The organism is Longispora sp. NPDC051575 (genome assembly GCF_040681875.1).
Classification (GTDB): domain Bacteria; phylum Actinomycetota; class Actinomycetes; order Mycobacteriales; family Micromonosporaceae; genus Longispora.
This window is the reverse complement of sequence record NZ_JBFAZP010000005.1, coordinates 301,290-325,192: the sequence shown is the minus strand read 5'-3', so window position 1 is coordinate 325,192 and position 23,903 is coordinate 301,290. Positions and strand designations below refer to the sequence as shown.

Below are 23,903 nucleotides of genomic sequence, written 5' to 3'. Positions count from 1 at the left end.
ACACGATGCCCATCTCATCCCTCACCTTCCTCGGAACGCGGCTGCTCGACCACCAGGCCGGCGGGGTCTACTGCGCGACCGACGCGGCGGGTACCCGGCCGTTGTCCACCGACAAGGGCCTCACCGACCAGGCGGCGGCGGTGTTCGCATTCGCGGAGCACAACCTGGACGAGGAACTGGCCGTGGCCCTGGAGGGGCTGCGCAACCTCCAGGACCGCACCGGGCACCCCGGGTTCGCCGAGCTGGCCGACCGGTGGTGGCGGCACCGTCCCGACTGGCGGATCCGCACCCTGCGCCACCAGCTGTACGCGGCCACCGCCCTGCTCGTCGGCGCGGACCGCAACGACGACGACTACCTGCGCACCCGGGCCGCGGACGTGCTCAACCGCTGCCTGAGCACGGTCCGCGACGGCGAGTTCCCGGCCCGGCTCACCGAGTCCTGGCGGCCGTTGGACCGGCTGGTCGCGTCCCCGATGACGGCCGTGGCCGCCGTGGAGGCGATGGCCGTGGCGCACGCGGTCGGCGAGGACGGCGTGGACACCGACCGGCTGCCGGAGATCGCCGCCCGGCTCGCCCAGCTCCTGGTCGAACCGCACCCGGTGGCGGACCTGGCCCGGTGCGGCACCCTGGCCCGGCTGGCCCTCGCGCTCGCCCAGGCCGGCCGGCTGCTCGGCGACGGGTCCCTGGTCACGGCCGCGAGCCGCGCGCTGGGCGACGCGACGGTCCGGCCGCCCCGCCGGGCCGTGGACGCCGGGCACATCCTGCGGGCCGGCCACGAGCTGGGCCGCAGCGGGATCGACGCCTGGGCTGCCCGCAACGAGGCGGTCCGGGTGCTGGAGGAGCTGACGGACCGCCGGAACGGTGGGGTCTTCTGGGCGACGTCCCGGATGGCGATCAACCCGACCGTGATGAGCGACGACCCGCTGCTGCGCCGCAAGACCGCGCAGGCCCAGGCCACCGCGGCCCGGGCGCTGGGCGCGGTGGGGGTCGCGCTGGCCGGGGCCGTCGCGGCGTGACAGGAACAAGTGCTGCCGCTGCGTGACCGGGCAGGAACGCGGCGGGAACGAAAAGGGATCCACAAACGGGACTCTTAGTGCATCGAAAGCCTGCCCCTCCCCAGCTCCGGACCGGGTTTCCCCCAGCTCCCCCGGTCCGGCCACCCGTCCCCCAGCCCCGAGAGGAGGTGTTTCCATGACCCGCAAGCCGATCCGTCGGGGCGTCGCCGCCCGCAAGGCCGTCGCCCTCTAGGCGGCGCGGGCGGTCCGAGACTGCCGGTGCCCCCATGGCACCGGGGACCGCCGCCGCAGGCCGAGTACGTGCCGCGGGGGGGCGACCTCCGCGGCACGACCCTTTCCTCTCCTCTCCCGCGAAGGGAAACCAGCCATGGAACTGACCGACCGCGTCGTGCGGATCCTGCCTGTCCCGGGCGCCGGCCTGCTGGCTTCCGATGTCACGGGACGGATCCACCTCCTCGACGAGAACCTGCGGCCCGTCCGGTCGAGCCCGGCACGGGGCGGCACCGTGCCCGCCGGGCACGCGCCCGTCTACACCCTGGTCAGCGACGGCACCTGGGTGATCGGCAAGGACAAGCGCGGCACCCTGCTCCGCTGGCGCCTCGACACCCTCGACCTGGTCGACGTGCTCGACGCCGCGGCGGTGGGCGACCACGCGCACCTACTGGAGGGCGAGGAGCCCTCGCCGCAGATCAGCCGGGGCGCGGTCATCCAGGACGGCAGGGTCTACCTCAACAACGGCTTCCGGCAGCTCGTCGTCCTCGACGTCGAGACGTTCACCGTCGAACGGATCGCGCCGTCGTTCGCCGAGGACGTGGCGCTGGAGTGGTTCTGCACCGACCACCCCGACGTCGACGCGGCCTCCGACAAGGCCGGCCGGGTGTTCTTCGGCTCCCTCGCGGAGCTGGACTTCCCGCACGTGGTCAAGCTCGACGGCGGCAACATCCACCGGATCCTGTACGACCACCGGCACGGCCGGTTCTGGGCCACCCAGGACGACGGGGTGGACGAGAACGACTGCGTCGTCAACGGAGTACTCGTCCTCGACGCCCACGGCACCGTGCTGCACCAGGTGATGCTCGCCCGCGACGACATCGAGTTCTGCGACCTGTCCCCCGACTGCCGGACCGTGTACGTCGGCGGCTTCGACGGGGTGCTGCACGTGCTCGACAACACCGAGCCCACCCCGCGCCTCGTCTCCACCGTGCACGGCTTCCCGCACCAGCTCGTCGACTTCGGGGTGGCCGCCGACGGCCGGCTGTACGTCCTCACCCAGGACGGGGAGGTCTGCCAGCTCGACGCCGCCACGTTCGAGGTGGTGGCCCGCGCGCCCTTCCGCCGGCAGTGCGTGTGGGACATCCAGCCGTCGTGCGAGGACCCCGACACGCTGTACGTGGCCACCGACGACGGGGTGGCCGTGGTGGCCCTCGTCGCCGACCCGCGCGGGGAGCCCCAGCTCCAGCTCCTGGAGCACCACGTGACCGGTCTGGGCTTCACCCGACGGGTACTCGCCGTGCCGGACGGCTGGATCGGCCTGACCCGGGACCGCTGGGTCTTCCGGGCCGACGTGGACGGCGAGGTCCGCTGGCGGCACCGGCTCGGCGCGCTCGCGCACACCGTGGCCGCCTCCCCCGACCACACCCGCCTGCTGGCCTGCACGAACGACGGGGCCGTCGAGCTCGACGCCCGGACCGGGGCCCGGCTCGACCACGTGCGGCTGGGCGACGCCTCGCTGTGGGCCGGCTGCTACCTGGCGACCGGCGAGCGGGCGGTGGCGGCCGGCAACGGGGTGGTCACGGTGCTGCGCGCCGACTCGGCGGAGGTACTGTGGGAGGTCGACACCGACGAGTACCCGAAAAGGATGTGGTCTTCCGCGACCACCCTGGTGATCAGCGGCGAGAACGGGGTCAAGGAACTCGACCTCGGCACCCGCGAGGTCACCGCCCGGTGGAACGAGCTCCTCGACAACACGGTCGAGAACGGGGTCCTGCTCGACGACGTCGTCTACGCGGTGTCCTACGGCGTGCAGCTCGCCGCCTACGACCGGGCCACCGCCGAGATCCTCGCCCTGGTGGAGGACCTGCCCGACTTCCCCAAGGGCCTCGCGGTGCTGCCCTTCGGCGCCGGGCACGTGATCGCGGTCGGCGGGCGCGGCGGCTACCTGAGCCTGTACCGCTACACCGGCGGCGCCGAGCCGGCGTTCACCCGGCTGCGTGACCTGTCCCTGCCCCGCCCGGGGCTGCCGTCCGTCACCACGACGGTCCGGTAACCGCGATGGCGCTCCTGACGGCCCCGCCCGTCGTCTCCCCGTGGCGGGACGGCAGGTTCCGCGTGTTCGCGGCGGGCAACACGGTCAACAACCTCGGCGAGGCCGTGTACACGGTCGCGCTGCCCCTGCTCGTCTTCCAGCTCACCGGCTCCCTCGTCGTGATGTCGCTGCTCGTCGCGCTCACCCCGGCCACCCTGCTGCTCGGCCCGGTCCTCGGCACGGTCGTCGACCGGTGGGGGCCGCGCGCGCTCGTGGTCCCCGGGCTCCTCGTCCAGCTGGTCGCCGCCGTGGCCCTCAACCTGCTCGGGCTCGGCGAGCGCGCGCCGCTCTGGCCGCTGTTCGTGTTCGGCGCGCTCGTCCAGGTCGGCGGCGCGATGTACCGGATGGGCTGGATGACCGGTGTGGCCAGCATGTTCCCGGCCAACGCGGTCCGCGCCCGCGGCTCCCTCGGCAGCCTGTACGTCGTCACCAACGTCGTCGGCCCGCTCCTGGTGGCCCTCGCCCTGACCCGGATCAGCTACGCCGGCCTGCTGTGGGTCAACGTGGCCACGTTCCTGGCCCCGATCGGGGTCTGGCTGGCCGGCGTGCACCCGCCGCGCGTCGCCCCCCGGGAACGGACCGGCTTCACCCGGGACCTGGCCGACGGCTGGCGGGTACTCCGCGAACGGCCCCTGATGCTCAACGCCACCCTGGTCATGCTCCCGATGCTGCTCGTCGGCACCGCCGGCACCATGACCCTGGCGATCTTCCGGCTGTCCGACGAGTGGCGGATCTCCGCCCAGGCGGTCAGCGGCATCCTCGTCGCGGTCCGGATCGCCATGGTGGTCGGCACCCTGGTCGTCTCCGAACGGCGCGGGTTCGGCTACCGGGGCCTGGTCCTCGTCGGCACCGTCGGCATGGGGCTCAGCATGCTCGTGATGGCCTCCGGCGCGCTGCCGGTGTTCGTGGTCGGGCTCGTGGCGGCGTTCGCGTTCCAGAGCGCGCTGTCGGTGGCCGACGACATGATGCTCATCCGGTACCTGCCCGCCGACGCGCTCGGCCGGGCCGGCGGCATCCTCGGCCTGATCCAGGGCGCCGCCGTACTCGCCGGACCGCTGCTCATCCCGCCGATCTCCGCCGCCGTCGGCCCCTCGGCCACCTTCGCGGTCCTCGGCGTCCTCGAACTGACCGGCCTGCTGTGGCTGGCCCGAACCTGGCGCGCCTGGCACCCGTCGCGCGCCGTCGACCCTGGAGGCACCACCATGGACACTCCGGCCCCGGCGAGCGCGGCATGATCGGGCACCGCGCGCCGATCAGCGGGATCGCCACGTACCGCGACGAGTACGTGGCCACCGCCGGCTACGACAACCAGGTCATCCTCTTCGACCAGCGCGGCCGCCGGGCGCTCACCCGGGTCAGCCACGACCACCTGGCCAACCAGTGCGCGTTCAGCCCCGACGGCCGGGTACTCGTCACCGCGTCCAGCGACTACACGGCCCGGCTGTGGTCGGTACCCGACCTGCGGCTGCTGGCCGTCCTCGCCGACCACGAGGACGACGTGGAGATGGCCGCGTTCCACCCCGACCGGGCGCTGGTCGCCACGGCCTCCCGGGACCACCGGATCCGGCTGTACGACCTCACCGGCCGTTTGACCCACCGGTTCGCCGGGCACACAGCGGACGTCATCTCGGTGGTCTGGTCGCACGACGGCACGGAACTGATCAGCTCCAGCGACGACGGCACGGTCAAGCGCTGGTCCCTCAAGACCGGAGCGCTGGTGGAGGACATGGACCTCGGCGGGGTGGAGACGGACACGGTGGCGATCGGCGCGGACGGCACGATCTACGCCGGCAACGACGAGGGCGAGATCCTGGTGATCACGGACGGGAACCGCAAGGCGCTCCCCGCGCACGCCGCCGGCGTCAAGCGCCTCGTGCTCGGCGCGGAACAGGGCCTGCTGGTCAGCCTGAGCTACGACCGGACCCTGCGGCTGTGGCACGTGGCCGGCGGCACCCTGACCCCGGCGGGCGGCGCGGACCTGCCGCCGGACGTCTGGCCCCGGTCGTGCGCGTTCGCGGCGGACTCGACCCTGGTGTTCGGCACGTTCGGCGCCCTGTACCGGACCTACGACTACGCCGCCGACCGGTGGCTGGACGAGGAGGTGCCGCCGACCCAGGGCCTGAACGCGGTGTGCGGCACCCCCGACGGGGTGTGGGCGGCCGGGGACGCGGGCGTCGTGTGGCGGGTCGCGGAGGGCCGGCGCACGGAACAGGCGGTCCTCGGCAGCCTCGCCAACTTCCTCACCCCGTCCCCGTCCGGGCCGGTGCTCGCCGGCGGGCAGCTGGGGCAGATCTTCGACGCCCGGACCGGACGGGTACTGCACCGGCACCGCTCCCCCCTGAACTGCGCGGCCGTGTTCCACACCGCGACGGGCTGGCACGCGGTGGTCGGCGCGTACACCGGCGAGGGCATCGTGCTCCGGCTCGACGGCACCCCGGAGCGGGTCGTGGACGTCCAGCTGCACGCCAACGCGATCAAGGGCGTGGCCGTCTCCGGGGGCATGATCTTCTCGGTGTGCGCTGACGGCGGGGTCGCGTGGCACGACGCGGAGACGTACCAGCTGATCCGCCGGGTACCCGCCGCGCACGACAAGATCGTGAACGGGTGCGCCGCGCTCAGCGCCGGCCGGTTCGCGAGCGTCAGCCGGGACCGGACGCTGCGGCTGTGGTCGGCCGACTTCCACGTGGCGACCCTGCACACCCCGCACGAGCACTCGATCAAGTGCGTCGCGGCCAGCCCGGACGGCGTGCACGTGGCCACCGGCGCCTACGACGGCCGGATCGCGGTCTACGACACCATCACCGAGACCTGGGCGGACACCCACCGGCCCACCACCTCGGGCATCTCCTCGCTCGCCTACGACGCGGGCCGCGGGATCTTCCTGGCCAGCGCGTACGACGGGCAGGTCTACGAGGTGCCCCGGTGAACGCCCGGTCGGCGGTCCCGATCCAGCCCAACCACGTCGACCCGCGCGTCGCCATGGGCCTGCCCGCCGTCTTCCTCGACCGCCCGCACGGCGACCTCTACGAACGCAACCGCGACCTGTTCCGGCTGGACCCGGAGAAGCTGGTCCTGATCGCGGAGGACCCGACCGTCGAGTTCGAGCGGAGGTTCGCCGCCGGGCACGTCCTCGCGCTGACCGGCGACCCGCGGATCGAACCGTTCGCGCCCCGGATGCTCGACGTGCCCGGGGGCCGGGTCCGGATCGGGCTGCCCGGGCACGAGGTGGACCGGGTCGTCCGGGAATGGCGCGAGGTCGGGGTACTCCCCGAGTGGATCGAGAAGGAGGTGCCGGAGCACACGGTGGAGCTGGCGGCGTACCGGATAGCGCGGTTTCCCGTCACGAACCTCGAGTACCGGCTCTACCTGCTCGACACCGGCGCGCTGTCCCTGCCCAGCTCCTGGAACTTCGGGCGATATCCGCATCCCAGGGCGAATCACCCGGTATGGACGGTGCGACCCGAGGACGCCGACAAATACGCGACCTGGTTGTCCGCGAGAACCGGCCGCCAGTTCCGACTACCCACCGAGAGTGAGTGGGAGTTCGCCGCTTCCGGAGGCGACGGACGGGAGTATCCGTGGGGCGACCAGTTCTACGTCAACGCAGCGAACACAGTCGAGGGCGGACCGTTAATGACCACACCGGTGGGCCTATTTCCCGCGGGGCGCAGCCCTTTCGGGCTCGACGACATGGGCGGCAATGTTGAGGAATACGTTGCCGACGAATACCGTCCTTATCCGGGAGGCAGGGCGGTGTCGGACGATCTGGCCGGAACATGGTTGGCGTATCGGGTGGCGCGCGGCGGGAGCTTTGCGCGATACGGTGACTTGGCCCGTTGTCGGCGGCGTCACGGGTGGTATGACGGTCCGATCTACGCGATGGGTTTCCGGCTGGCGGAGACCGTCAACAGGACAGGAGATCACGGATGAACCGGCACGAGTTCCCGCAACGACGCGGTGAACCGCCGCTGGTGTCAGGGCCGCACCCGCACGAGCAGGTGACGCAGACCGCCCCGGTGGAGATCCAGGAACGCCTGTTCGCCTGGGCCATCCTGTTACCCGGGGTCGTCGTCGGCCCGTCCTACGTGGCGATCTCTGGCACCCGCGCGCTGCACCTGTCCCCGGCTCTGGCCCGGGGTCCGCTGGAGGCCTTTCTCGCCGGGACGGAGTTCGCGCACTTCCACCCCGCGTACGACGGCAGCATGCACCTGACCCTGCCGAAGGACATTCTCCAGGCGGCCGTCGACGCCGGCTGGGGAGTTTCGCATCCGGTGTCCGGCGCACTCCTGCTCTACGGCCCCCGCGACGAAACGGAACTCGACGTCGCGCGCACCATTCTCCAGCTCTCCTACGGCCACGCGACCGGCCACGCCGAACAGCACTGAACGTCAATGGGGGCCAGCGGAAATCCGCCGGCCCCCATTGACGTTCAGCGTACTCAGTGCTTGGCCGCGTAATGCGCCTCCGCACCGTCCACGGCGCGTTGCACATCCTTGTTGGTGAGCCGGGGTGCCGGCTCACCCGGAACGGCCTCCCGACCGATCGCGGAGAAGAACTTCTCCATACCGCCCGGCGTGTAGATCCGGATCATCCGCGCCGTTTCCGAACCGATGTTCTTCCAGACGTGCTCGGTACCGCGCGGAATAAAAGCGTAATCACCCTTGTCGATGACAAAGGTTTTTCCACCTGCCCGCACCTCGAAACTACCCTCGAGTACGAAAAAGGACTCGTCCTCGTCGGCGTGCGCGTGCCTCGGCGGCCCGTTCCCGGGCGGCACCACCGTGTCGACAAGGGATAGCGAACCGCCCGTCAGGTCGGCCGTCGCCGCGAAAGTGTACGACGACATGACCGGGCCCTCGCCGTCCACCAGAACGGCTGGCGACTCCTCGGGAACCCACAGTGCGATCCCCCCGCCGGCCGGGATATGGGTCACCTCCGGTTTGTTACTACTCACTGTCACCTCCTCATGAAGCTGGTACTCCAGCCCATCGTGGCAGCGGAGAGAGTCGTACCGGATCACGTGAGCACGTGATGTTCGGACACCCCTATTCGGACACCCTGGAAGTCGGATTAAGCGGCCCGCGCGAGCGGCCATCGCCCGTACGACTTCGGGAGTCATCGCATGCAGAGCACATTACTCAGCCCGGCCGTCGAGGCCCGGCGGGAGCGCAATCCGTGGGCGGTGTTCGCACTGCTCGCGGTAACCCAGTTCATGGTCGTCCTGGACACCGGCATCGTGTACGTCGCCCTGCCCTCGATCCAGCGCGACCTGGGGATGTCCCAGGTCGGCCTGGCGTGGGTCATGGACGCCTACATCCTCACCTTCGGCGGCTTCATGCTGCTCGGCGGCATGGCGGCCGACCGGCTCGGCCGCCGCCAGGTCCTCTACGGGGCCATGGTGTTCTTCGGCCTCGCGTCCCTGGCCTGCGGCCTGGCCACCGCGCCGTGGGAGATCATCGCGGCCCGCGCGGCCCAGGGCCTGGGCGCGGCCGTCGTGGCCCCGGCCGCGCTCGCGCTGGTCACCGACACGTTCAAGGACGGGCCGGACCGGTACAAGGCGCTCGGCATCTTCGGCGGCATCGGCGGGGTCGCCGGCGCGGCGGGCACCATCATCGGCGGGGCGCTCACGGCCATCTCCTGGCAGTGGGCCTTCCTGGTCAACGTCCCGCTCGTCATCGTGCTCCTGGTGATCGGGACGCGGATGCTCCCCGAAGGCACCCGGTACCCGAACGGCCGGATGGACCTGATCGGCGCCCTGACCAGCACCTCCAGCCTGTGCCTCCTGCTGTACGTCGTCCTGCACGTCGGCAGCCAGGGCTGGAACACCGCCACCGTCGGCGCCGCGGTCGCCGGTGTCGTCCTGCTCGCCGGGTTCGTCGCCCGGCAGCTGACCGCGCAGTCCCCCCTCATCCCGCGCGCGCTGTTCCGGCTGCGCAACGTCGTGCTCGGCAACGTGGCCAACGCGGCGGCCGGCGCGCTGCTGTTCGGCGTGTTCTTCACCGTCACGCTGTACCTCCAGCTCGTCCGGGGGTACTCGCCGGTGCAGGCCGCGCTCGGCATCGTACCCATCAGCGTGTTCTTCTTCCTCGGCTCCCAGCTCGCCTTCCGGCTCTTCGCGAAGGTCGGCGGACCGGTCAACGCGCTGGCCGGCGGCCTGGTGATCCAGGCGGTCGGACTGGCCTGGTGGGCGCTCGCCCTCAGCCCGACCGGCAACGTGCTCACCGCCTCCGTGCTGCCCGGCATCGTCTGGGGACTCGGCGGCGGCGTCGTGATCGTCTCCGCCTTCGTCGTGTGCACCAGCGGCCTGCACGGCCCCGTGATGGGCGCCGCGTCCGGGCTGGTCAGCACCACCCTCCAGGTCGGCGGCGCGCTCGGCGTCGCGGTGCTCAGCGTCGTCGCCGCGCGGCAGGCGGCCGGCGCCACCCCCGGTGAGGCGCTCACGGCCGGGCACTCGGCCGCGCTGTGGGTCGCGATGGGTCTCGCGCTGCTCGCCGTGCCGGTCATGTTGTGGCTGCGCGCCACCTGGCGGCCGGCGCCCCACGGGCACGGGCACGACGACCACGCCCCCGCGGCCCCCGCCGGAGACGCGGCCGCACCCCAGAGTTCCCACCAAGGAAAGGAAAGTGCCCCAGTGAGTTACGTACTCGACGACCAGGCTCAGGACCTGCTGTTCCGGCAGGCCCGCACGGCCAACACCTTCACCGACGAGCCGGTGACCGACGCACAGGTCGCCGCCATCTACGACCTGGTGAAGTGGGCCCCGACCTCCTTCAACCAGCAGCCGCTCCGGGTGGCCGTCGTGCGCAGCGCCGGCGCGAAGGACACGCTGGTCGACAACATGTGGGACGCCAACCAGGACAAGACCCGCAACGCGCCGCTGTCCGTGGTGCTCGCGATCGACCTGGACTTCCACGAGAACCTGCCCAGCCAGTTCCCGTTCTTCCCGCAGGCCAAGGACGTCTTCTTCTCGGACCCGGCGGTCCGCGAGGAGTCCGCGGTCCTCAACGGCAGCCTCCAGGTCGCCTACTTCATCCTCGGCGTCCGGGCCATCGGCCTCGCCGCCGGCCCGATGACCGGCTTCAACGTGGACCCGATCACCAAGGAGTTCTTCGGCGAGGGCAACCACCGGGCCATCGCGGTCATCAACGTCGGCAAGCCCGGCGAGGGCGCGTGGTACGACCGGCTGCCGCGCCTGGAGTACAGCGAGATCGTCCGCACGGTCTGACCCCCGGGTGCCGGACGGGCCACCGCCCGTCCGGCACCACCCCTGATGGCTGAAGGAGGCCAGCACCTCATGACGACTTCCACTGGCAACGTCGCCCAGTTCACCACTGTGGACGACGCGCCGGACGAATCGTGGTTCATCACCTTCATGGACCGCGCGAACGCCCTGCCCGAGTACGCGCGCGCCCGGCGGCAGCTGGCCGCCGACATGGGCGACCTGGGCGGGGCCACCGTGCTCGACGTCGGCTGCGGTACCGGGGACGACGCCCGCGAACTGGCCGCCCTGGTCGGCGCCGACGGCCTCGTGATCGGCACCGACCTCAGCGCCGCCATGATCGAGGTGGCCCAGCAGCGCAGCGCCGGCTCCGACCTGCCCGTCGAGTTCCGGGTCGACGACGGCCGCGCCATCAGCTTCGACGACCAGTCCTTCGACGCCGTCCGCGCCAAGCTGATGCTGATGCACTGCGAGAACATCCCCGCCACCGTCGCCGAGCTCGTCCGGGTCACCCGGATCGGCGGCCGGGTGGCGGCCTTCGACTACGACTTCGACACCACCACCATCGACCACCCCGACCTCGCCACCACCCGCGAGATCATCCGCACCCTGTCCGACGGGCACAACAGCTGGTGCGGCCGGCAGCTCCGCCGCCGCTTCCTCGAACTCGGCCTCGCCGACGTCACCGTCGCCCCGCAGACCGTGCTCATGCCGTTCGAGTTCTACCGGATGGTCACCTCCGGCCGGCTCGCCGCCGCCCAGGCCTCGGGCGACCTCAAGCTCAGCGCCGAGCAGCTCACCGCCTGGTGGGAGCCGCTGATCGAGGCCCAGGTCAAGGGCCAGTTCTTCCAGTCCATCACCGGATTCGTCGTCGGAGGCACCCGTGTCGAGTAAGCCGACCCTCGTTCTCGTGCACGGCGCGTGGCACGGCACATGGTTCTGGGAACCGTTCGTCCCCGAGCTGCGCCGGCACGGCCTCGACGTCCAGCTCGTCGAACTGACCAGCCACGGCACCGACCCGGCCACCGTCGGGGACCTGCGCTCCGACGTCGCCCTCGTCCGCGAGACCGTGCGGGCCATCGACGGGCCGGTCGTGCTCGTCGGGCACTCCTTCGGTGGCGTGGTGGTCACCGAAGCGTCGGCGGAACTGCCCAACGTCACCCAGCTGATCTACGTGGCCGCGTTCCTGCCCCGGGTCGGCGACTCGATGCGCGCCCTCACCGGGGGCGGCAACGCGCCGTGGATCGAGTTCAAGGACGGGCTGATCAGCGTCGCCGCCGGGTGGGGCAGCAAACTGTTCTACAGCGACGTCGACGCCGACGTGGCCGCGGGCGCCGAGGCCCGGTTGCAGCCGCAGTCGGCCGCCTCCTTCGGGCAGGAGGTGCTGGCCGCCGGGTGGCAGACGATCCCGTCGACCTACGTCGTGACGACCCAGGACCAGTCCGTGCCGACCGGGTTGCAGCGGGAGATGCTGGCCAGGGCCGGGATCACCGATGTCGCCGAGTTCGACTCGGGGCACTCGCCGTTCCTGAACCACCCGGCCGAGCTCGCCGATCTGTTGCACTCCCGGCTGGTCTGATCGGGGCTGGCGGGGCTGGGCTGATCGGGGCTGGCCTGCCGGAGTGTCGGCCGCTCGGGGTTGGCCCGCCGGAGCGTTGGTCCGCTCGGGGCTGGCCCGTCGGAACACCTCCGGCGGGCCGGAAACCCCTTCAGACCACAAGATGGTTACGCCACGTTTCCGACCCGGGGGCATCGGCACATCGACGGGGAGGCCACCGGGGGCGCCCGGTCGGGGAGCGGCGCGTCCGGGCCGGGCTCGGACGTCGCGACGCGCGAGGGCACCGGGCGTCAGAGGGCCAGGTTCTCCGTGATCCAGGTGCCGACCAGGGCGGCCAGGGTGTCGTGCGAGCCCCGGGTCAGATGGATGCCGTCCGCGCCGACCCGGGCGACCGTACCCGCGTCCGCGAACGCCGCGCCCCGGGCCGCCGCGACCTTGCCGAACTCGGCCGCCAACTCCCGCGACACCGCCACCGAACCCGCGTCGTACGGCCGGTCGCCGTCCTCGAGCACCCGTTCGTCGCACGGCGCAGGGGACAACACCAGCACCCTCGGCGGCCGGCCGTCACGGTCCGCCCCGTACTCCGCGATGTCGTCGAGCAGGCCGCCCACCGCCGCAGCGATCTGAGCCGCGGTCCGGCCGAACAGGTTCTTCACGTCGTTGGTGCCGAGCATCAGCACCACCAGGTCCAGCGGGTTGTGCGAGTACAGGGTCGGGAGCAGGTGGGTGCGGCCGTTGAGGCCCGGCCGGTCGACGTAGTCCACGTCGGTGGTCCGGCCGCCCAGCCCGGCCTCGATGACGTAGTACCCGTCGCCGAGCAGGTTCTGCACCTGGCCGGTCCAGCGGACGTCGGCGGGCCACCGGCCCAGGTCCTGCTCCTCGGCGCGCTCGCCGTGCGTGTTGGAGTCGCCGTAGCAGAGCACCGTGATGGCGTGCGGATTCGTGATCATTTCGCCGATGCTACCCACGGCCGGCCCGGTACCGGGGCCCGTCCCAGGGCCCGGGACCCCCACGGCCGCAGGTGGCCCTCAGCGCCGGGGAACCACGCCGACCAGGAATTCTCGCGTCGCCAACGGGAACTTCCCCTCAGCGGATGCAATGTTGCGGGCCGGCTGGAGCCGTGGCCGGGGGATGTTGCAGGCCGGCTGGAGCCGTGGCCGGGGGGATGTCACCAATCGGCGGCGCCCTCGAAGGAGGTCGGGGTCGGGGCGTAGCCGAGGAGGGTGCGGGCCCGGGTCAGGTCCAGGGTGCGTTCCATGGCCAGGTGGCTGATCGCGTACCGGGTCAGGCGCGGTGGCCTGCGCGCGCCGACCAGCCGGAAGGCGCCCTCCAACGCGCCCGCCAGCGGCCACGCCAGGGCCATGGGCAGGCCCCGGACCCGGACCGCCAAGCCGCGCGCCGCCAACAGGTCCCGCAGGGCCTCCCCGACGGGTACGGGCTCCGCGTCGGCGATGTTGTACGCGCCCCCGGGAGCCCCGGGCCGGCACGCCAGGGCGACGGCACGCACCAGGTTGTCGACCGAGGTGAGCGACTGGGCGGCCCGGCCGTCGCCGACGATCCACAGGGTGCGGCCCCGGATCGCGCCGAGTACCCGGGGCAGCAGGGTCGGGTCGCCCGGCCCGTACACGGCGTGCGGGCGGAGCACGAGGGCGTCGGGGCGGGCCAGGACGAGGAGCTCGGCGGCGGCCTTGGTGGCGGCGTACCCGGTGAGGAAGCTCCGCGCGGGGGCCTCCGACTCCGCGGCGCGCACGGTGGGGCGGAACGGGTCGTAGACGCTGGCCGTGGAGACGTGCACGAACCGGGCGTCGGGGAACGTGTCCAGCGCGTGCCGGGTGCCGTCGACATTGGCCCGCCGGGCCGGCCCGACCGGGCCCCAGTCGGTGACGGCGGCGGCGCAGTGCACGACGGCGTCGACCTTCGGCGGGTCGGCCATCGGACCGGTGGTGATGTCCCACTCCCGCCGGGTGAGGGCGACGACGTCGTGCCCGTCGTCCCGGAGCCCCCGGCACACGGCGCCCCCGACGAACCCCCCGGCCCCGGTCACCGCGACCCTCACCCCTGTCCCCCGCTCACTCCGGCCCCACCCAACGCCCCGTCCCACCTCGGAATGGTCCACGCGAAGCCACCCCGCACACGCGCGCCACCCGGCCCGCACGATGCCCCCGCCCCGCCGGGCCACACCTCACTCACAACCCACCCCGCCCACCAGTCGCCGCAACGCCTCCCGGTCCGGCTTCCGGGTCCGGCCGACCGTCGGGATCGCGTCCACCAGCACGATCTCGTCGGGCAGCGCCGAGGCGTCGATCAGGCGCGGCAGGCTCGCGGTCAACCGGGCCACGAGTTCCCCGCCCACCGGGGAGTCACTCCCCGCCGCCACCACGGCCAACACGATCCGCTCGTCGCCGATCTCGTCGGGCACCCCGACGAGCGCGGCCTCGCGTACCCCCGGAAAGGTGTTGATCGTGGGTTCGTAGAGGCCGGGGTACACGTTGGTCTTGCCCCGGATGATCATGTCCTTCTTGCGGCCGAGCAGGACGAGCCGGCCGTCGTCGAGGGTCGCCAGGTCGCCGGTCGCGTGCGCCTCCAGGCGGGGCTGGCCTAGGTAGCCCCGGCACAGGTTCGGGCCGGCGACGACGAGTTCGCCGTCCTCCGCGACGGCCACCCGGACCTTCGGCAGCGGCGCGCCGACCAGGTCGCCGGGGCCGGTGTGCGCGAGCTTCTCCTCGGCCGTGGCGATGGCGATGGGCAGGATCTCGGTCATGCCGTACACGGCGAGGATCTCGGTGTCGGGGAACGCTTCGCGGGCCCGGCGCAACAGGGGCGGCAGCACCGGCGCGCCGCCGATCAACAGGTGGCGCAGGCCGGGCGCGCGGACGCCCGCGTCGAGCAGGACGGCCAGGTCGGCGGGGACGCAGAAGGCGTGCGTGGCACCCGCCAGGCCGGCGCCGTAGCGGACCGGGTCGGCGGCGGGGGCGAACCCGTAGGGCGGCATCGTCCAGTGCGCGCCGGCGACCAGGGCCGGGAGGCCGAGCATCAGTTGGTCGGTGTGCACGGTGTCGCCGGGGCCGAGGCGGCAGCGGGTGGCGAGCAGCGCCAGGCCGGAGCCCAGGGAGGCCCGGGTGTGCACGACGGCCTTGGGCGCGGCGGTGCTGCCGGAGGTGAACACGATGAGCGCCTCCTGGTCGCCGAGCCCGGATCCGCCGGCCGGCACGGCACCACCGGGACCGGTCGGGGCGCCCGACCCTCCGGACACCGCGCCTCCGGCCGCCCCACCCAGGGCCGGGTCCGCCTCCCCGCCGCCGCGCACAGCCCCACCCGCGCCTCCAGCCGCCAACCTCCGCGCCGACAACGCCCCCTTCGGCACCCCCGGCAACCACCGCCCCGCATACACGTGCCGCACCGGCAGCTCCCGATAACTCGGCAACAACAACCCCCGCCGCCGCGCCACCCCCCGCCCGTACCGACTGGCGGCGTACAACAACGACTCCGCCGCCGCCCAGCGCGGCCCCGCCAACGCCAACCGCGCCGCGAACAGCTCCGGCCCGGTCCCCGGATCGGCGAACACCACGGTCCCCCCGGCGGCCACGATCCCGAGGGCCAGCACGACCCCGGCCGCCTCGGGCCGTACGGAGAACAGCACCCGGTCCCCGGGCTCCAACCCGGCCGCGACCAGCCCGGCGGCGGTCGACCGCACCCGGCGGGCGAGTTCCCCGTAGGTCAGCTCCCCGATCGCCAGCGCGTCGGGCGCGGCGTCGGCGGTGGTCAACACGGCTGCCACCAGGTCCATCACAGGCTCCGGATCATGAGTCGGGAGTAGCCGGGAATCAGTACGCGCTTCGCCACGGCCCGGGACGTGACGGTGAGCCGGTCGGTGGGGGCCAGCGCGCGGAGTACCGCGTCGATCTCCGCCCTGGCCAGTGGCGCGCCGAGGCAGAAGTGCGCGCCGGCCCCGAACCAGAGCTGCCGGATGTCGGGGTCGGCGGGCCGCGCGGGGTCGAACGGCGCGCGGCCCCGGGCGGCGAACAGGGTGGCGATCACGATCCGGTCCCCGGGGCGCACCGCGACCCCGCCGACGCTGCCGGCCCGGGCGACGCTGCGCAGCATGACGGGCGACGGCACGGTGTACCGCAACCCTTCCACCACGACACTGTCCAGATTGGACGGAGTTACGGCCACCCCGGTGTCGTGGCACAACGCGACGAGCCTGGGCAGGTACGACACCAGCGTCTCGGTGCCGGTGAGCACGAACGCGCCGACCGCCCCGTGCGCCTCCTCCTCGGTCAGCCCGAGTTCGCGCATCCGACCGGGCACGGTGGCCGGGTCGCCGGCCCGGTAGGCCCGGATCGCGGGCGCGGTGAGGCCGCCGAGTTCGGTGCGGGCGTGCCGGATCTGCCGGTCGGTGAGCCGGGGCCGCCCGAGCCGGACCATGGACGTGATGGCGGTGCCCCGGGAGTAGGCCTCGGCGACCCGGTCGGCGGGCAGGCCGACGAGTTCGCAGATCACGGCCCCGGCGCAGTCCTGCACGACCCGGACGAGGTCGACCTCGCGGCCGTCGGCCAGGTCCTCCCGCAACCGGGCCAGGGGGACGGTCAGCACCCGTTCGCACAGGTCGCGGACATACCCGGGCGTGAACAGCCCGGACAGTTTGCGCCGGAGCCGGGTGTGCGCGTCGCCCTCCATGTTCAGCAGCACCGACGGGCCGAGCACGGGCGTCCACAGGTCCGACGGCGAGCCGGGCCCGGTCTTGGTGAACGTGTCGGAGTCCATCAGCACCTGCCGGGCCAGCACCGGATCGCTGACCACGACGCCGACCCGGGGCACCCGGCGCACGGGCCCGCTGGCGCAGATCAACCGCATCATCCGGTACGCGACGGGATGCGCCCCCGTCTGCACCCTCTCCTCCCAGGCGGTCACCGGATGTCCACGATCTCGGGCTTGTACCGGTGGTCGGCGTACCACGCGAGGGTCCTGCGCAGCCCCCACGCGTGCGCCCGCCGCACGGATCCGCGCACCCGGACGTCGCGCCGGTACGCGTAGGCCGTGGTCAGCCGGCGCACCGCGTTGACCAGCGCCCGGTCCTCGTGCAGTTCCTCGATCCTCGTGCGGGGGAAGCCGCCGGAGCGCTCGTACATGTCGGCGGTGATGGCCATGTTGCAGCCCGGCGCCATGATGTACGGCCCCAGGTACTCGGCCCCCCGGTTGCCCTTGCGCAGCTTGCCGAACACCACGGCGACCTCGACGGCGGCGAGCAGCAGCCCCCGGCGCCAGGCGCTCACCGGCACGTCGTCGGTCCGGGGGATGAGCTGGCCGCCGACGAGTTCGAGCCCCGCGTCGAAGCACCGGCGCACGCTCCGGGTCCAGTCGGGGGCCGGCAGGCAGTCCGCGTCGGTCCGGGCGAGCAGGGTCGCCCCGTGCGCGATCGCGTACCGCATCCCGGTGTCCGCCGCCGCCCCCGTGCCCTTGACGGGTTCGTGGATCAGGTGCGCGCCGGGGAAGTCGAAGGCCCGCACCACGGTCGCCGTACCGTCGGTGGAGTTGTTGTCGACGACCACGAGGGTGAAGTCGCGGTCGAGCTGGGCGGCGAGCGCCTGCAGGGTGGGCAGGATGCCGCGCGCCTCGTTGTAGGCGGGGACGATGACCCAGAGGCTCACGCGCGCACCTCGCATCCCGCCGGACAGCGGAGCCGCCCGTCTCCCGGGTCTCCGGTGACGTTCACAGTTCCACCGCCATCACGCCCATGCTCACGCCACCGGCCAGCCCGATCAGGCACGCCCGGTCCCCCGGACCCAGCCTGCCAGCCTCCCGGGCCCGGACCAGCTGGAACGGCAGACTGGCCGACGCGAGGTTCCCGTGTTCGGCGAGCGTCACGACCAGCTTGTCCGCCGGGATCCCGAGCCGTTCGCGCAGGATCTCCAGGTACGGCAGGGACACCTGGTGCACGGCCACCACCGCGAAGTCGTCCCAGCCCAGCCCTAACCGCCCGAGCGTGTCGAGCACGATCTCGGCCCCGAACGCGTCGAACGCGTCCTTGAGCGCGGCCCCGTCGAGCCGGAAGTAGCTATACGCGGGGTCGCGGGGGTGCGCGGAACCGCCGGCGGGCAGGGTGCCGACCTGCCACGCCTCCGAGTGCGCGGAGAAGCCGGAGCCGAGGACGCCGGGCCGGTCGGAGCGTTCCATCACGAGCGCGGCCCCGGCGTCCGACAGCGTGTACCCGGGCAGCGCCGTCAGGTACTCCTTCAGGTCCGGCACGTCCCACCGCACGGCGCGCGACGGGGCCTCCCCGCTGGCGATCAGCACCCGCCGGTACCCCCCGGCACCGATCAGCGCGTCGGCGACCTCGACCGCGTTCAGCACGCTGTTGCACGCGTTCTTCACGTCGAACACCGGGCAGCTCAGGCCCAGTTTGGCGGCCACGATGTGCGCGGTGGCCGGTTCGACCATGTCCTGGCTGGCCGACGCGAAGAGCAGCAGGTCGATGTCCGCCGGGTCGGTGCCGGTGTCGGCGAACAGCTTCCGCGCGGCCTCGGCGGCCAGGTCCGACGCCTGCCAGTCGGCGGGCATCACGTGTAGTGACCGCACGCCGGTCAAGCGTTCGACCAACCCGGCCGGTGGCCGGTACCCGGTGATCCGGTCCGTGACCTCACCGCTGGTCAGCGTGGTCTCCGGCAGGTGCACCGCCATGCCCGTGATCCGAGCGCCCATTGTCACCCTCCCCTGTCTGCTGGAATCGTCCGTCACCAGCACGCACACAGGAAGAGCCCCGCCCCTCTTGTCAGGACCCCAACAGTCTGCTAAAGGACCCCCATCCGGGTACCGGCACCGGCGGCTCGAGCCCCGGACGACGACCGCGTCGGGCCCGCCCAGCTCCCGACGACGGCGCGTGACGGGTGCCGCCCGCGCCCGGGACGGGACAGCCCCGACCGCCGGCTGCCGCTACCGTTGCCCGCGTGACAAGGCACATCGCGTTCGAGAAACTGCACAACTTCCGCGACCTCGGCGGGTACCGGACGGCCGACGGCGGCACCGTGCGGTGGGGCCGGCTCTACCGTTCCGACTCGCTCGGCAAGCTGGCCGGCGCGGACATGGACACGTTCACCGCGCTCGGGGTGCGCACCGTCATCGACCTGCGGTATCCGTTCGAGATCGAGGCCCGGGGCCGGGTGCCTCAGACCCCGGGGCTGGCGTACCACAACCTGAGTGTCGAGCACCGGCCCTACAGCCAGCCCAGGCTCGGCCCCGAGGTGCGGGTCGCGCCGTTCCTGGCGGAGAAGTACGCCGAGGTCGCCCTCGACGGCGCCGCCGAACTGCGGACCGTGCTGGAGCTGATCGCCGCCGACGCGAACGCCCCGGTGGTCTTCCACTGCGCGGCGGGCAAGGACCGCACCGGGATCGTCGCCGCCCTGGTCCTGGGCCTGCTGGGCGTGTCGGAGGCGGACATCGCGGCCGACTTCGCGCTCACGAACCTGGCCACGGACCGTTCCGTCGCGGACTACGTCGCCAGCGGCCGCCCCCTGACCTGGCCCGGCTACGGCCAGGCGCCCGCCGAGCTGATGGTCCTCTTCCTCGCCGACCTCACGAGGACGTACGGCTCGCTGCCCGACTACGTCCGCGACCACCTCGGGCTCGACGACGGCGTGGTCGCGGAGCTGCGGGCGCACCTGCTGACGAACGCGTCAGACCACACCGCCTGACCCCATAGCGGTACCAACGTGAGATATCGACAGACTTCCCTAAATGGATTGCGCGCGGGGGCCCCACGGCTCTAAGTTGGAGCCCCAATTACGCGCTCACATCTCACACGGGGGAGACTCTTGCGCATACTTCGCGGTGCCATGACCGCTGCCATCGCCCTGGTAGCTTCTGCCGCAGTTCTTCCGGCTCCCGCTCTGGCCGCACCGGCGGCGCCGACCGCGCCGTACAACGCGCTGGTGCTCGCCGGCCCGGCTTCCGGCAACTACATGTTCAACGGGAGCCGCGTCTTCGACGCGAGTACCGCGACCGTGACGTTCACCCCGTGGGGGGCCGAGGGCTTCAACGTCGGCGCCGTCCCGGTCCGCGGTGACAGCGTCGGCGGCGAGATCGTCGCCCCGCCGTCGACCCCCTGGCAGGTCGGTACGACGTACCAGGTGAAGCGCTCCGCCGAGGGCGCCTACGCCGGCATGGACATCAGCTCCGGCTCGCGCGGCTGCAACCAGACCTCCGGCTCCATCAAGGTCCTGGAGGTCACCCGCGCCGCGGGCGTGATCGCCTCGTTCGCGGCCGACTTCTCCTACCAGTGCGACAACAGCACCCCGGTCACCGGCCAGGTCCGGTGGAAGTCCACGGTCGGGTACAACGGGCTCGAGGTCGGGCTCACCTCGATCGAGCTCGGCACCCAGGAGGTCAACGTCCCGGGCGCCCCGCACCAGGTCGTCGTGACGTCCCTCGGCTCCGGGTCGACCAAGCTCGGCACGGTCGCCGTCACGGGCCAGCACCCGGCGGCGTTCCCCGTCACGGCGGACACCTGCTCCGGCGCGATCCTCGCGAACGCCGCGACGTGCACGGTCACGATCACGCCGCTCACCGCGGTGCGGGGCCCGCAGACGGCCCAGCTGTCGTTCCCGAACGTCACCACGGGCGGCACGCTGACCTTCGACTTCTCGCTGTACGGGAACGACTCGTGGGCGGGCAACAAGGGCACGTACACCCGGCTCAACCCGAACCGGATCCTCGACACCCGCTCCGGCAACGGCGCGCCGACCGGCCGGGTCGGACCGGGCGGCATCCTGCACCTGCAGGTCGGCGGTCGCGGCGGCGTCCCGGTCGGGGCCTCGGCGGTCACGCTGAACGTGACGGTCACAGACCCCACCGACTCGGGCTTCCTCACCCTGTTCCCGAAGGGTGTGGCCCGCCCGACGGCGTCCTCGCTGAACTTCATGCCGGGCTGGACCGGGGCGAACTCGGTCACGGTCAAGGTCGGCACCGACGGCGGGGTGGACATCTACAACCACTCCGGCCTCACGCACGTCATCGCCGACGTCCAGGGCTACTACGTGGACAGCGACCAGGTGTACTCGATGGGCGGCCTGTTCCACCCGATCACCCCGACCCGGCTCATCGACACCCGCACGGGCGGCACCAAGCTGCCGTCGAACTACTACCTGCGCACCGGGCTGAACTTCGGCTCCGCCAACTCCCACATCCGCGCGTACGTCGTCAACGTCACCTCGACGGAGTCGGTCGGCCAGGGTTACCTGTCCGCGTGGAACGGCCGGGAGTCGGACTTCATGTCCACGTCGACCCTGAACTTCCAGCGCAACGAGACCGTGCCGAACCTGGCCGTCGTCCCGACCGCGGACTGCTGGGGCTGCGGTCAGGCCGAGGGCTGGCCCGTGATCGGCGTGTACACCCAGACGACCACGCACGTGATCGTCGACATCGTCGGCTACTTCGACGACGGCTACTTCTCGGGTGACGGCCTGCGGTTCGACGCGATCACGCCGACCCGGATCGTGGACACCCGTGACGGCCTCGGCGCGCCCGGCGCGCTCGGCCAGGCGACCACGACGAAGGTCACGGCGCCCGGCACCGTGCTCGACACCGCCGGCGGCACGACCTACAGCCTGGCGCTGAACGTCACGGCCGTGAACCCGTCGATCCCGACGGTGCTGACCCTGTGGGCCAACGGCATCGCCGGCCAGAACAAGCCGGGTGTCAGCAACCTGAACCCGCAGCCGGGCAAGGTGACGCCCAACGCGGCGGTCACCGCGATCGGCCCGTCCAACGCGTTCAACGTGTACAACCACGGCGGCAACGTGCACCTCGTCGTCGACGTGGTCGGGCGGTACTACTTCCACGTGCCGACCGGCAGCGCCCTGACCCGGGGCGCGCTCGCTCCGACGTCCGGCGCGCAGCCGTTCGCGGTCGGCTTCAAGGCCGTGTCCTGACCGTGGCCTGAGGCGGCGCCCCCGGGGTACTCCCCGGGGGCGCCGCTGTCTCTACGCGTACTCCGACAGCACCTGCCGGGTCTGCTCCGGGTCGAGCCGGGGATCGCACAGCGTCGTGTACGCCTCCGACGACAGGTCGTCCTCTGCCACCCCGTGCCCCACGCACTCCGTCACCGGGGACGCCGACGCCTCCAGGTGCACCCCGCCGGGCACCTGCCCCTGGTCGAGCAGCACCTCCCGGAACGCGGTCAGCTCCGCGACGATGTCGGGCAGCAGCCGGGTCTTCACCCCGGAACCGGTCTTCACCGTGTTCCCGTGCATCGGATCGCACAGCCACACGGCCTGGTGCCCGGCCCGCCGGACGGCGCGGAGCAGCGGCGGCAGGGCCTCGCGGAGTCCGCGCCCCATCCGCGAGATGAGCACCAGCCGGCCCGGCTCCCGGGCGGGGTCGAGGAGTTCGCACAGCTCCAGGAGTCCGGCGGGGGTCGCGGTCGGGCCCACCTTGCAGCCGACCGGGTTGAGCACCGAGGCCAGCAGGTGCACGTGCGCGGCGTCGGTCTGCCGGGTGCGTTCCCCGATCCAGGGCAGGTGGGTCGAGCCGAGGTAGGTGCCGTCCGGGGCGGGGCGCAGCAGGGGGCCCTCGTAGTCCAGCACCAGGGCCTCGTGGCTGGACCAGGGGCCGGAGCCGTGCAGGGGGTCGCGCTGGCTGCGGTGCTCGCGGACCATCCCGGTCACCTCGGCGCTGGCCTCGTACGCCCACAGCAGGCGGCGCGGGTCGTGCCGGCGGGCGGCGCGGGTCGGGATCTCCGAGTTCACCAGGTGGCCCCGGAAGGTGGGCAGCTCGACGCCCTCGTACACCTCTGTGGGTTCCGATCGGGGTTTGCCGAACTGGCCGCCGAGCCGGCCGATCCGCACCACGGGCCGGCCGGTGAGCTTCGCGAGGTGGTCGCCGAGGTCCTCCAGTACCCCGATCTTGGTCCTGGTCCGGGCCGGGGTGCACTCGTAGAAGTTCTCGGCGCAGTCGCCGATCTGGAGCACCTGCGCCTCGCCGGCCGCCACCTTCGCCAGGTCCCCGCGCAGTTCGGTGAGCTCCTCGGGGGTGACCAGCGGGGTGGCGGCGGCGAGGAACGCCCGGGTCCGGGGGTAGGCGGGGTGGTCGCGCCAGTCGGGTTGCTGCGCGGCGGGCAGCCGGTCCCAGGACAGTGCCGCGGTCACCGCAGGCTGCCCACGGGGCTCAGAGCCTCCACCACGCGACGGGTACTCAGCGTCACCGCGCACCGCCGGGCGGCGTAGTCCAGGGTCATCTTGTGGTCCGCCTCGGTGAAGTCCGCGATGGCGTCGGCCACCAGGAACGGTTCGATGTCCAGGGTGAACGCGTCGAGGGCGGTCTTGAGGATGCCGACGTGCGCGTAGACCCCGCAGATCAGGAGCTGGTCGCGGCCGCTGTCCCGGAGAATGGTCTCCAGGCGGGACCGGTGGAACGCGCTGTACCGCCACTTGGTCAGCACCGTGTCCTGCGGCCGGGGCGCGAGCTCCGGCACGATCCGGCGGGTGTCCGCGTCGGCGCTCATCCCGGGACCCCAGATGTCGCGCAGCAGGCCGCGCTGTTCGGGGGTCATGGCGCCGGGCTGCGCGGTGTACACGATCGGGATGTTCTGCTCGACCGCCGCGTCCCGCAGCCGCGCGGCGTTGTTCACCAGCAGGCTGACCAGCTCGGATCCGGCCGGCAGGAAGTCCACGAAGTAGCGCTGCATGTCGTGGACGAGCAGGACGACGCGTTGCGGGTCGGGCTGCCAGGTGGCGACGTTCTCGGGTAGCTCGGCCTCGCACGGCATGGCGTAGGGCACGATGGACGGAATTCCCATGATCTTCCCTTCTG

Annotated in this window: 20 protein-coding genes; 11 read left to right on the top strand and 9 right to left on the bottom strand. The window is 72.5% G+C overall.

All coding sequences use genetic code 11. The annotated features are described in order from the left end of the window. Positions 1-5 precede the first annotated feature (5 nt). From AB0M43_RS15870 to AB0M43_RS15845, 6 genes are all read left to right on the top strand, one after another. Positions 6-1,016 (top strand): hypothetical protein, encoded by a 1,011-nt coding sequence (locus tag AB0M43_RS15870; protein WP_363725129.1) that lies wholly within the window; start codon positions 6-8, stop codon positions 1,014-1,016. Between the two features lie 367 nt (positions 1,017-1,383). Beyond that, on the top strand, positions 1,384-3,282 hold the full coding sequence (locus AB0M43_RS15865) for a hypothetical protein (protein ID WP_363725127.1): 1,899 nt from the start codon (positions 1,384-1,386) through the stop codon (positions 3,280-3,282). A 5-nt stretch (positions 3,283-3,287) separates the two neighbouring features. Further along, positions 3,288-4,556, top strand: a complete 1,269-nt coding sequence (locus AB0M43_RS15860) for an MFS transporter (protein ID WP_363725126.1) — start codon at positions 3,288-3,290, stop codon at positions 4,554-4,556. After that, a complete protein-coding gene (locus AB0M43_RS15855; RefSeq protein ID WP_363725124.1) occupies positions 4,553-6,247 on the top strand; it encodes a WD40 repeat domain-containing protein in 1,695 nt (564 codons plus the stop codon). Before AB0M43_RS15860 ends, AB0M43_RS15855 begins: the two co-directional genes overlap by 4 nt. Further along, positions 6,244-7,251, top strand: coding sequence for an SUMF1/EgtB/PvdO family nonheme iron enzyme (locus AB0M43_RS15850; RefSeq protein ID WP_363725122.1), 1,008 nt, complete (start codon positions 6,244-6,246; stop codon positions 7,249-7,251). Before AB0M43_RS15855 ends, AB0M43_RS15850 begins: the two co-directional genes overlap by 4 nt. Continuing rightward, positions 7,248-7,706 (top strand): luciferase family protein, encoded by a 459-nt coding sequence (locus tag AB0M43_RS15845; RefSeq protein WP_363725120.1) that lies wholly within the window; start codon positions 7,248-7,250, stop codon positions 7,704-7,706. The genes AB0M43_RS15850 and AB0M43_RS15845 overlap by 4 nt, the downstream gene beginning before the upstream one ends. Before the next feature lie 53 nt (positions 7,707-7,759). Here AB0M43_RS15845 and AB0M43_RS15840 read toward each other — a convergent pair whose 3' ends face one another. Next, a complete protein-coding gene (locus AB0M43_RS15840; RefSeq protein WP_363725118.1) occupies positions 7,760-8,275 on the bottom strand; it encodes a cupin domain-containing protein in 516 nt (171 codons plus the stop codon). Positions 8,276-8,443: 168 nt separating this feature from the next. Here AB0M43_RS15840 and AB0M43_RS15835 point away from each other — a divergent pair, with 168 nt between their 5' ends. The 3 genes from AB0M43_RS15835 (at position 8,444) to AB0M43_RS15825 (ending at position 12,119) form a co-directional block, all read left to right on the top strand. Further along, positions 8,444-10,546: a malonic semialdehyde reductase gene (locus AB0M43_RS15835; protein WP_363725117.1), complete on the top strand. Its 2,103-nt coding sequence runs from the start codon at positions 8,444-8,446 to the stop codon at positions 10,544-10,546. Between the two features lie 69 nt (positions 10,547-10,615). Further along, the gene (locus AB0M43_RS15830; RefSeq protein WP_363725115.1) at positions 10,616-11,434 is read left to right on the top strand and encodes a methyltransferase domain-containing protein; all 819 of its coding nucleotides are present in this window, start codon (positions 10,616-10,618) and stop codon (positions 11,432-11,434) included. After that, entirely contained in the window at positions 11,424-12,119 is a 696-nt protein-coding gene (locus tag AB0M43_RS15825) for an alpha/beta hydrolase (RefSeq protein ID WP_363725113.1), read from the top strand. The genes AB0M43_RS15830 and AB0M43_RS15825 overlap by 11 nt, the downstream gene beginning before the upstream one ends. Positions 12,120-12,388: 269 nt before the next feature. Here the strand turns inward: AB0M43_RS15825 and AB0M43_RS15820 are convergent, their stop codons facing one another. From AB0M43_RS15820 to AB0M43_RS15795, 6 genes are all read right to left on the bottom strand, one after another. Beyond that, on the bottom strand, positions 12,389-13,048 hold the full coding sequence (locus AB0M43_RS15820) for a GDSL-type esterase/lipase family protein (RefSeq protein ID WP_363725111.1): 660 nt from the start codon (positions 13,046-13,048) through the stop codon (positions 12,389-12,391). A gap of 218 nt (positions 13,049-13,266) precedes the next feature. Beyond that, complete coding sequence (locus AB0M43_RS15815) at positions 13,267-14,154, bottom strand: NAD-dependent epimerase/dehydratase family protein (RefSeq protein ID WP_363725109.1); 888 nt, start codon at positions 14,152-14,154, stop codon at positions 13,267-13,269. A 126-nt stretch (positions 14,155-14,280) separates the two neighbouring features. After that, positions 14,281-15,885: a class I adenylate-forming enzyme family protein gene (locus AB0M43_RS15810; RefSeq protein WP_363725107.1), complete on the bottom strand. Its 1,605-nt coding sequence runs from the start codon at positions 15,883-15,885 to the stop codon at positions 14,281-14,283. Continuing rightward, positions 15,885-17,012, bottom strand: a complete 1,128-nt coding sequence (locus AB0M43_RS15805) for a cytochrome P450 (RefSeq protein ID WP_363725105.1) — start codon at positions 17,010-17,012, stop codon at positions 15,885-15,887. The genes AB0M43_RS15810 and AB0M43_RS15805 overlap by 1 nt, the downstream gene beginning before the upstream one ends. Then, entirely contained in the window at positions 17,009-17,749 is a 741-nt protein-coding gene (locus AB0M43_RS15800) for a glycosyltransferase family A protein (RefSeq protein ID WP_363725104.1), read from the bottom strand. The genes AB0M43_RS15805 and AB0M43_RS15800 overlap by 4 nt, the downstream gene beginning before the upstream one ends. A 61-nt stretch (positions 17,750-17,810) precedes the next feature. Beyond that, the gene (locus AB0M43_RS15795) at positions 17,811-18,800 is read right to left on the bottom strand and encodes a ketoacyl-ACP synthase III (protein WP_363725103.1); all 990 of its coding nucleotides are present in this window, start codon (positions 18,798-18,800) and stop codon (positions 17,811-17,813) included. A gap of 245 nt (positions 18,801-19,045) precedes the next feature. Here AB0M43_RS15795 and AB0M43_RS15790 point away from each other — a divergent pair, with 245 nt between their 5' ends. Next, on the top strand, positions 19,046-19,789 hold the full coding sequence (locus tag AB0M43_RS15790) for a tyrosine-protein phosphatase (protein ID WP_363725101.1): 744 nt from the start codon (positions 19,046-19,048) through the stop codon (positions 19,787-19,789). 141 nt (positions 19,790-19,930) lie between these two features. Next, a complete protein-coding gene (locus AB0M43_RS15785; protein WP_363725099.1) occupies positions 19,931-22,024 on the top strand; it encodes a hypothetical protein in 2,094 nt (697 codons plus the stop codon). Between the two features lie 51 nt (positions 22,025-22,075). Here the strand turns inward: AB0M43_RS15785 and AB0M43_RS15780 are convergent, their stop codons facing one another. Both AB0M43_RS15780 and AB0M43_RS15775 read right to left on the bottom strand, forming a co-directional pair. Beyond that, positions 22,076-23,239, bottom strand: a complete 1,164-nt coding sequence (locus AB0M43_RS15780) for a 3-deoxy-7-phosphoheptulonate synthase (protein WP_363725097.1) — start codon at positions 23,237-23,239, stop codon at positions 22,076-22,078. Continuing rightward, positions 23,236-23,889 carry an isochorismatase family protein gene (locus AB0M43_RS15775; protein ID WP_363725096.1) on the bottom strand — a complete coding sequence of 218 codons (654 nt, stop codon included), beginning with the start codon at positions 23,887-23,889 and terminating at the stop codon, positions 23,236-23,238. Before AB0M43_RS15775 ends, AB0M43_RS15780 begins: the two co-directional genes overlap by 4 nt. Positions 23,890-23,903 lie beyond the last annotated feature (14 nt).

What these genes read in the sequence shown, in the direction of transcription:
- AB0M43_RS15870 (WP_363725129.1), top strand. Translation starts at nt 6, where the DNA reads ATGCCCATCTCATCCCTCACCTTCCTCGGAACGCGGCTGCTCGACCAC.
- AB0M43_RS15865 (WP_363725127.1), top strand. Translation starts at nt 1,384, where the DNA reads ATGGAACTGACCGACCGCGTCGTGCGGATCCTGCCTGTCCCGGGCGCC.
- AB0M43_RS15860 (WP_363725126.1), top strand. Translation starts at nt 3,288, where the DNA reads ATGGCGCTCCTGACGGCCCCGCCCGTCGTCTCCCCGTGGCGGGACGGC.
- AB0M43_RS15855 (WP_363725124.1), top strand. Translation starts at nt 4,553, where the DNA reads ATGATCGGGCACCGCGCGCCGATCAGCGGGATCGCCACGTACCGCGAC.
- AB0M43_RS15845 (WP_363725120.1), top strand. Translation starts at nt 7,248, where the DNA reads ATGAACCGGCACGAGTTCCCGCAACGACGCGGTGAACCGCCGCTGGTG.
- AB0M43_RS15835 (WP_363725117.1), top strand. Translation starts at nt 8,444, where the DNA reads ATGCAGAGCACATTACTCAGCCCGGCCGTCGAGGCCCGGCGGGAGCGC.
- AB0M43_RS15830 (WP_363725115.1), top strand. Translation starts at nt 10,616, where the DNA reads ATGACGACTTCCACTGGCAACGTCGCCCAGTTCACCACTGTGGACGAC.
- AB0M43_RS15820 (WP_363725111.1), bottom strand. Translation starts at nt 13,048, where the DNA reads ATGATCACGAATCCGCACGCCATCACGGTGCTCTGCTACGGCGACTCC.
- AB0M43_RS15810 (WP_363725107.1), bottom strand. Translation starts at nt 15,885, where the DNA reads ATGGACCTGGTGGCAGCCGTGTTGACCACCGCCGACGCCGCGCCCGAC.
- AB0M43_RS15795 (WP_363725103.1), bottom strand. Translation starts at nt 18,800, where the DNA reads ATGGGCGCTCGGATCACGGGCATGGCGGTGCACCTGCCGGAGACCACG.
- AB0M43_RS15785 (WP_363725099.1), top strand. Translation starts at nt 19,931, where the DNA reads ATGACCGCTGCCATCGCCCTGGTAGCTTCTGCCGCAGTTCTTCCGGCT.
- AB0M43_RS15775 (WP_363725096.1), bottom strand. Translation starts at nt 23,889, where the DNA reads ATGGGAATTCCGTCCATCGTGCCCTACGCCATGCCGTGCGAGGCCGAG.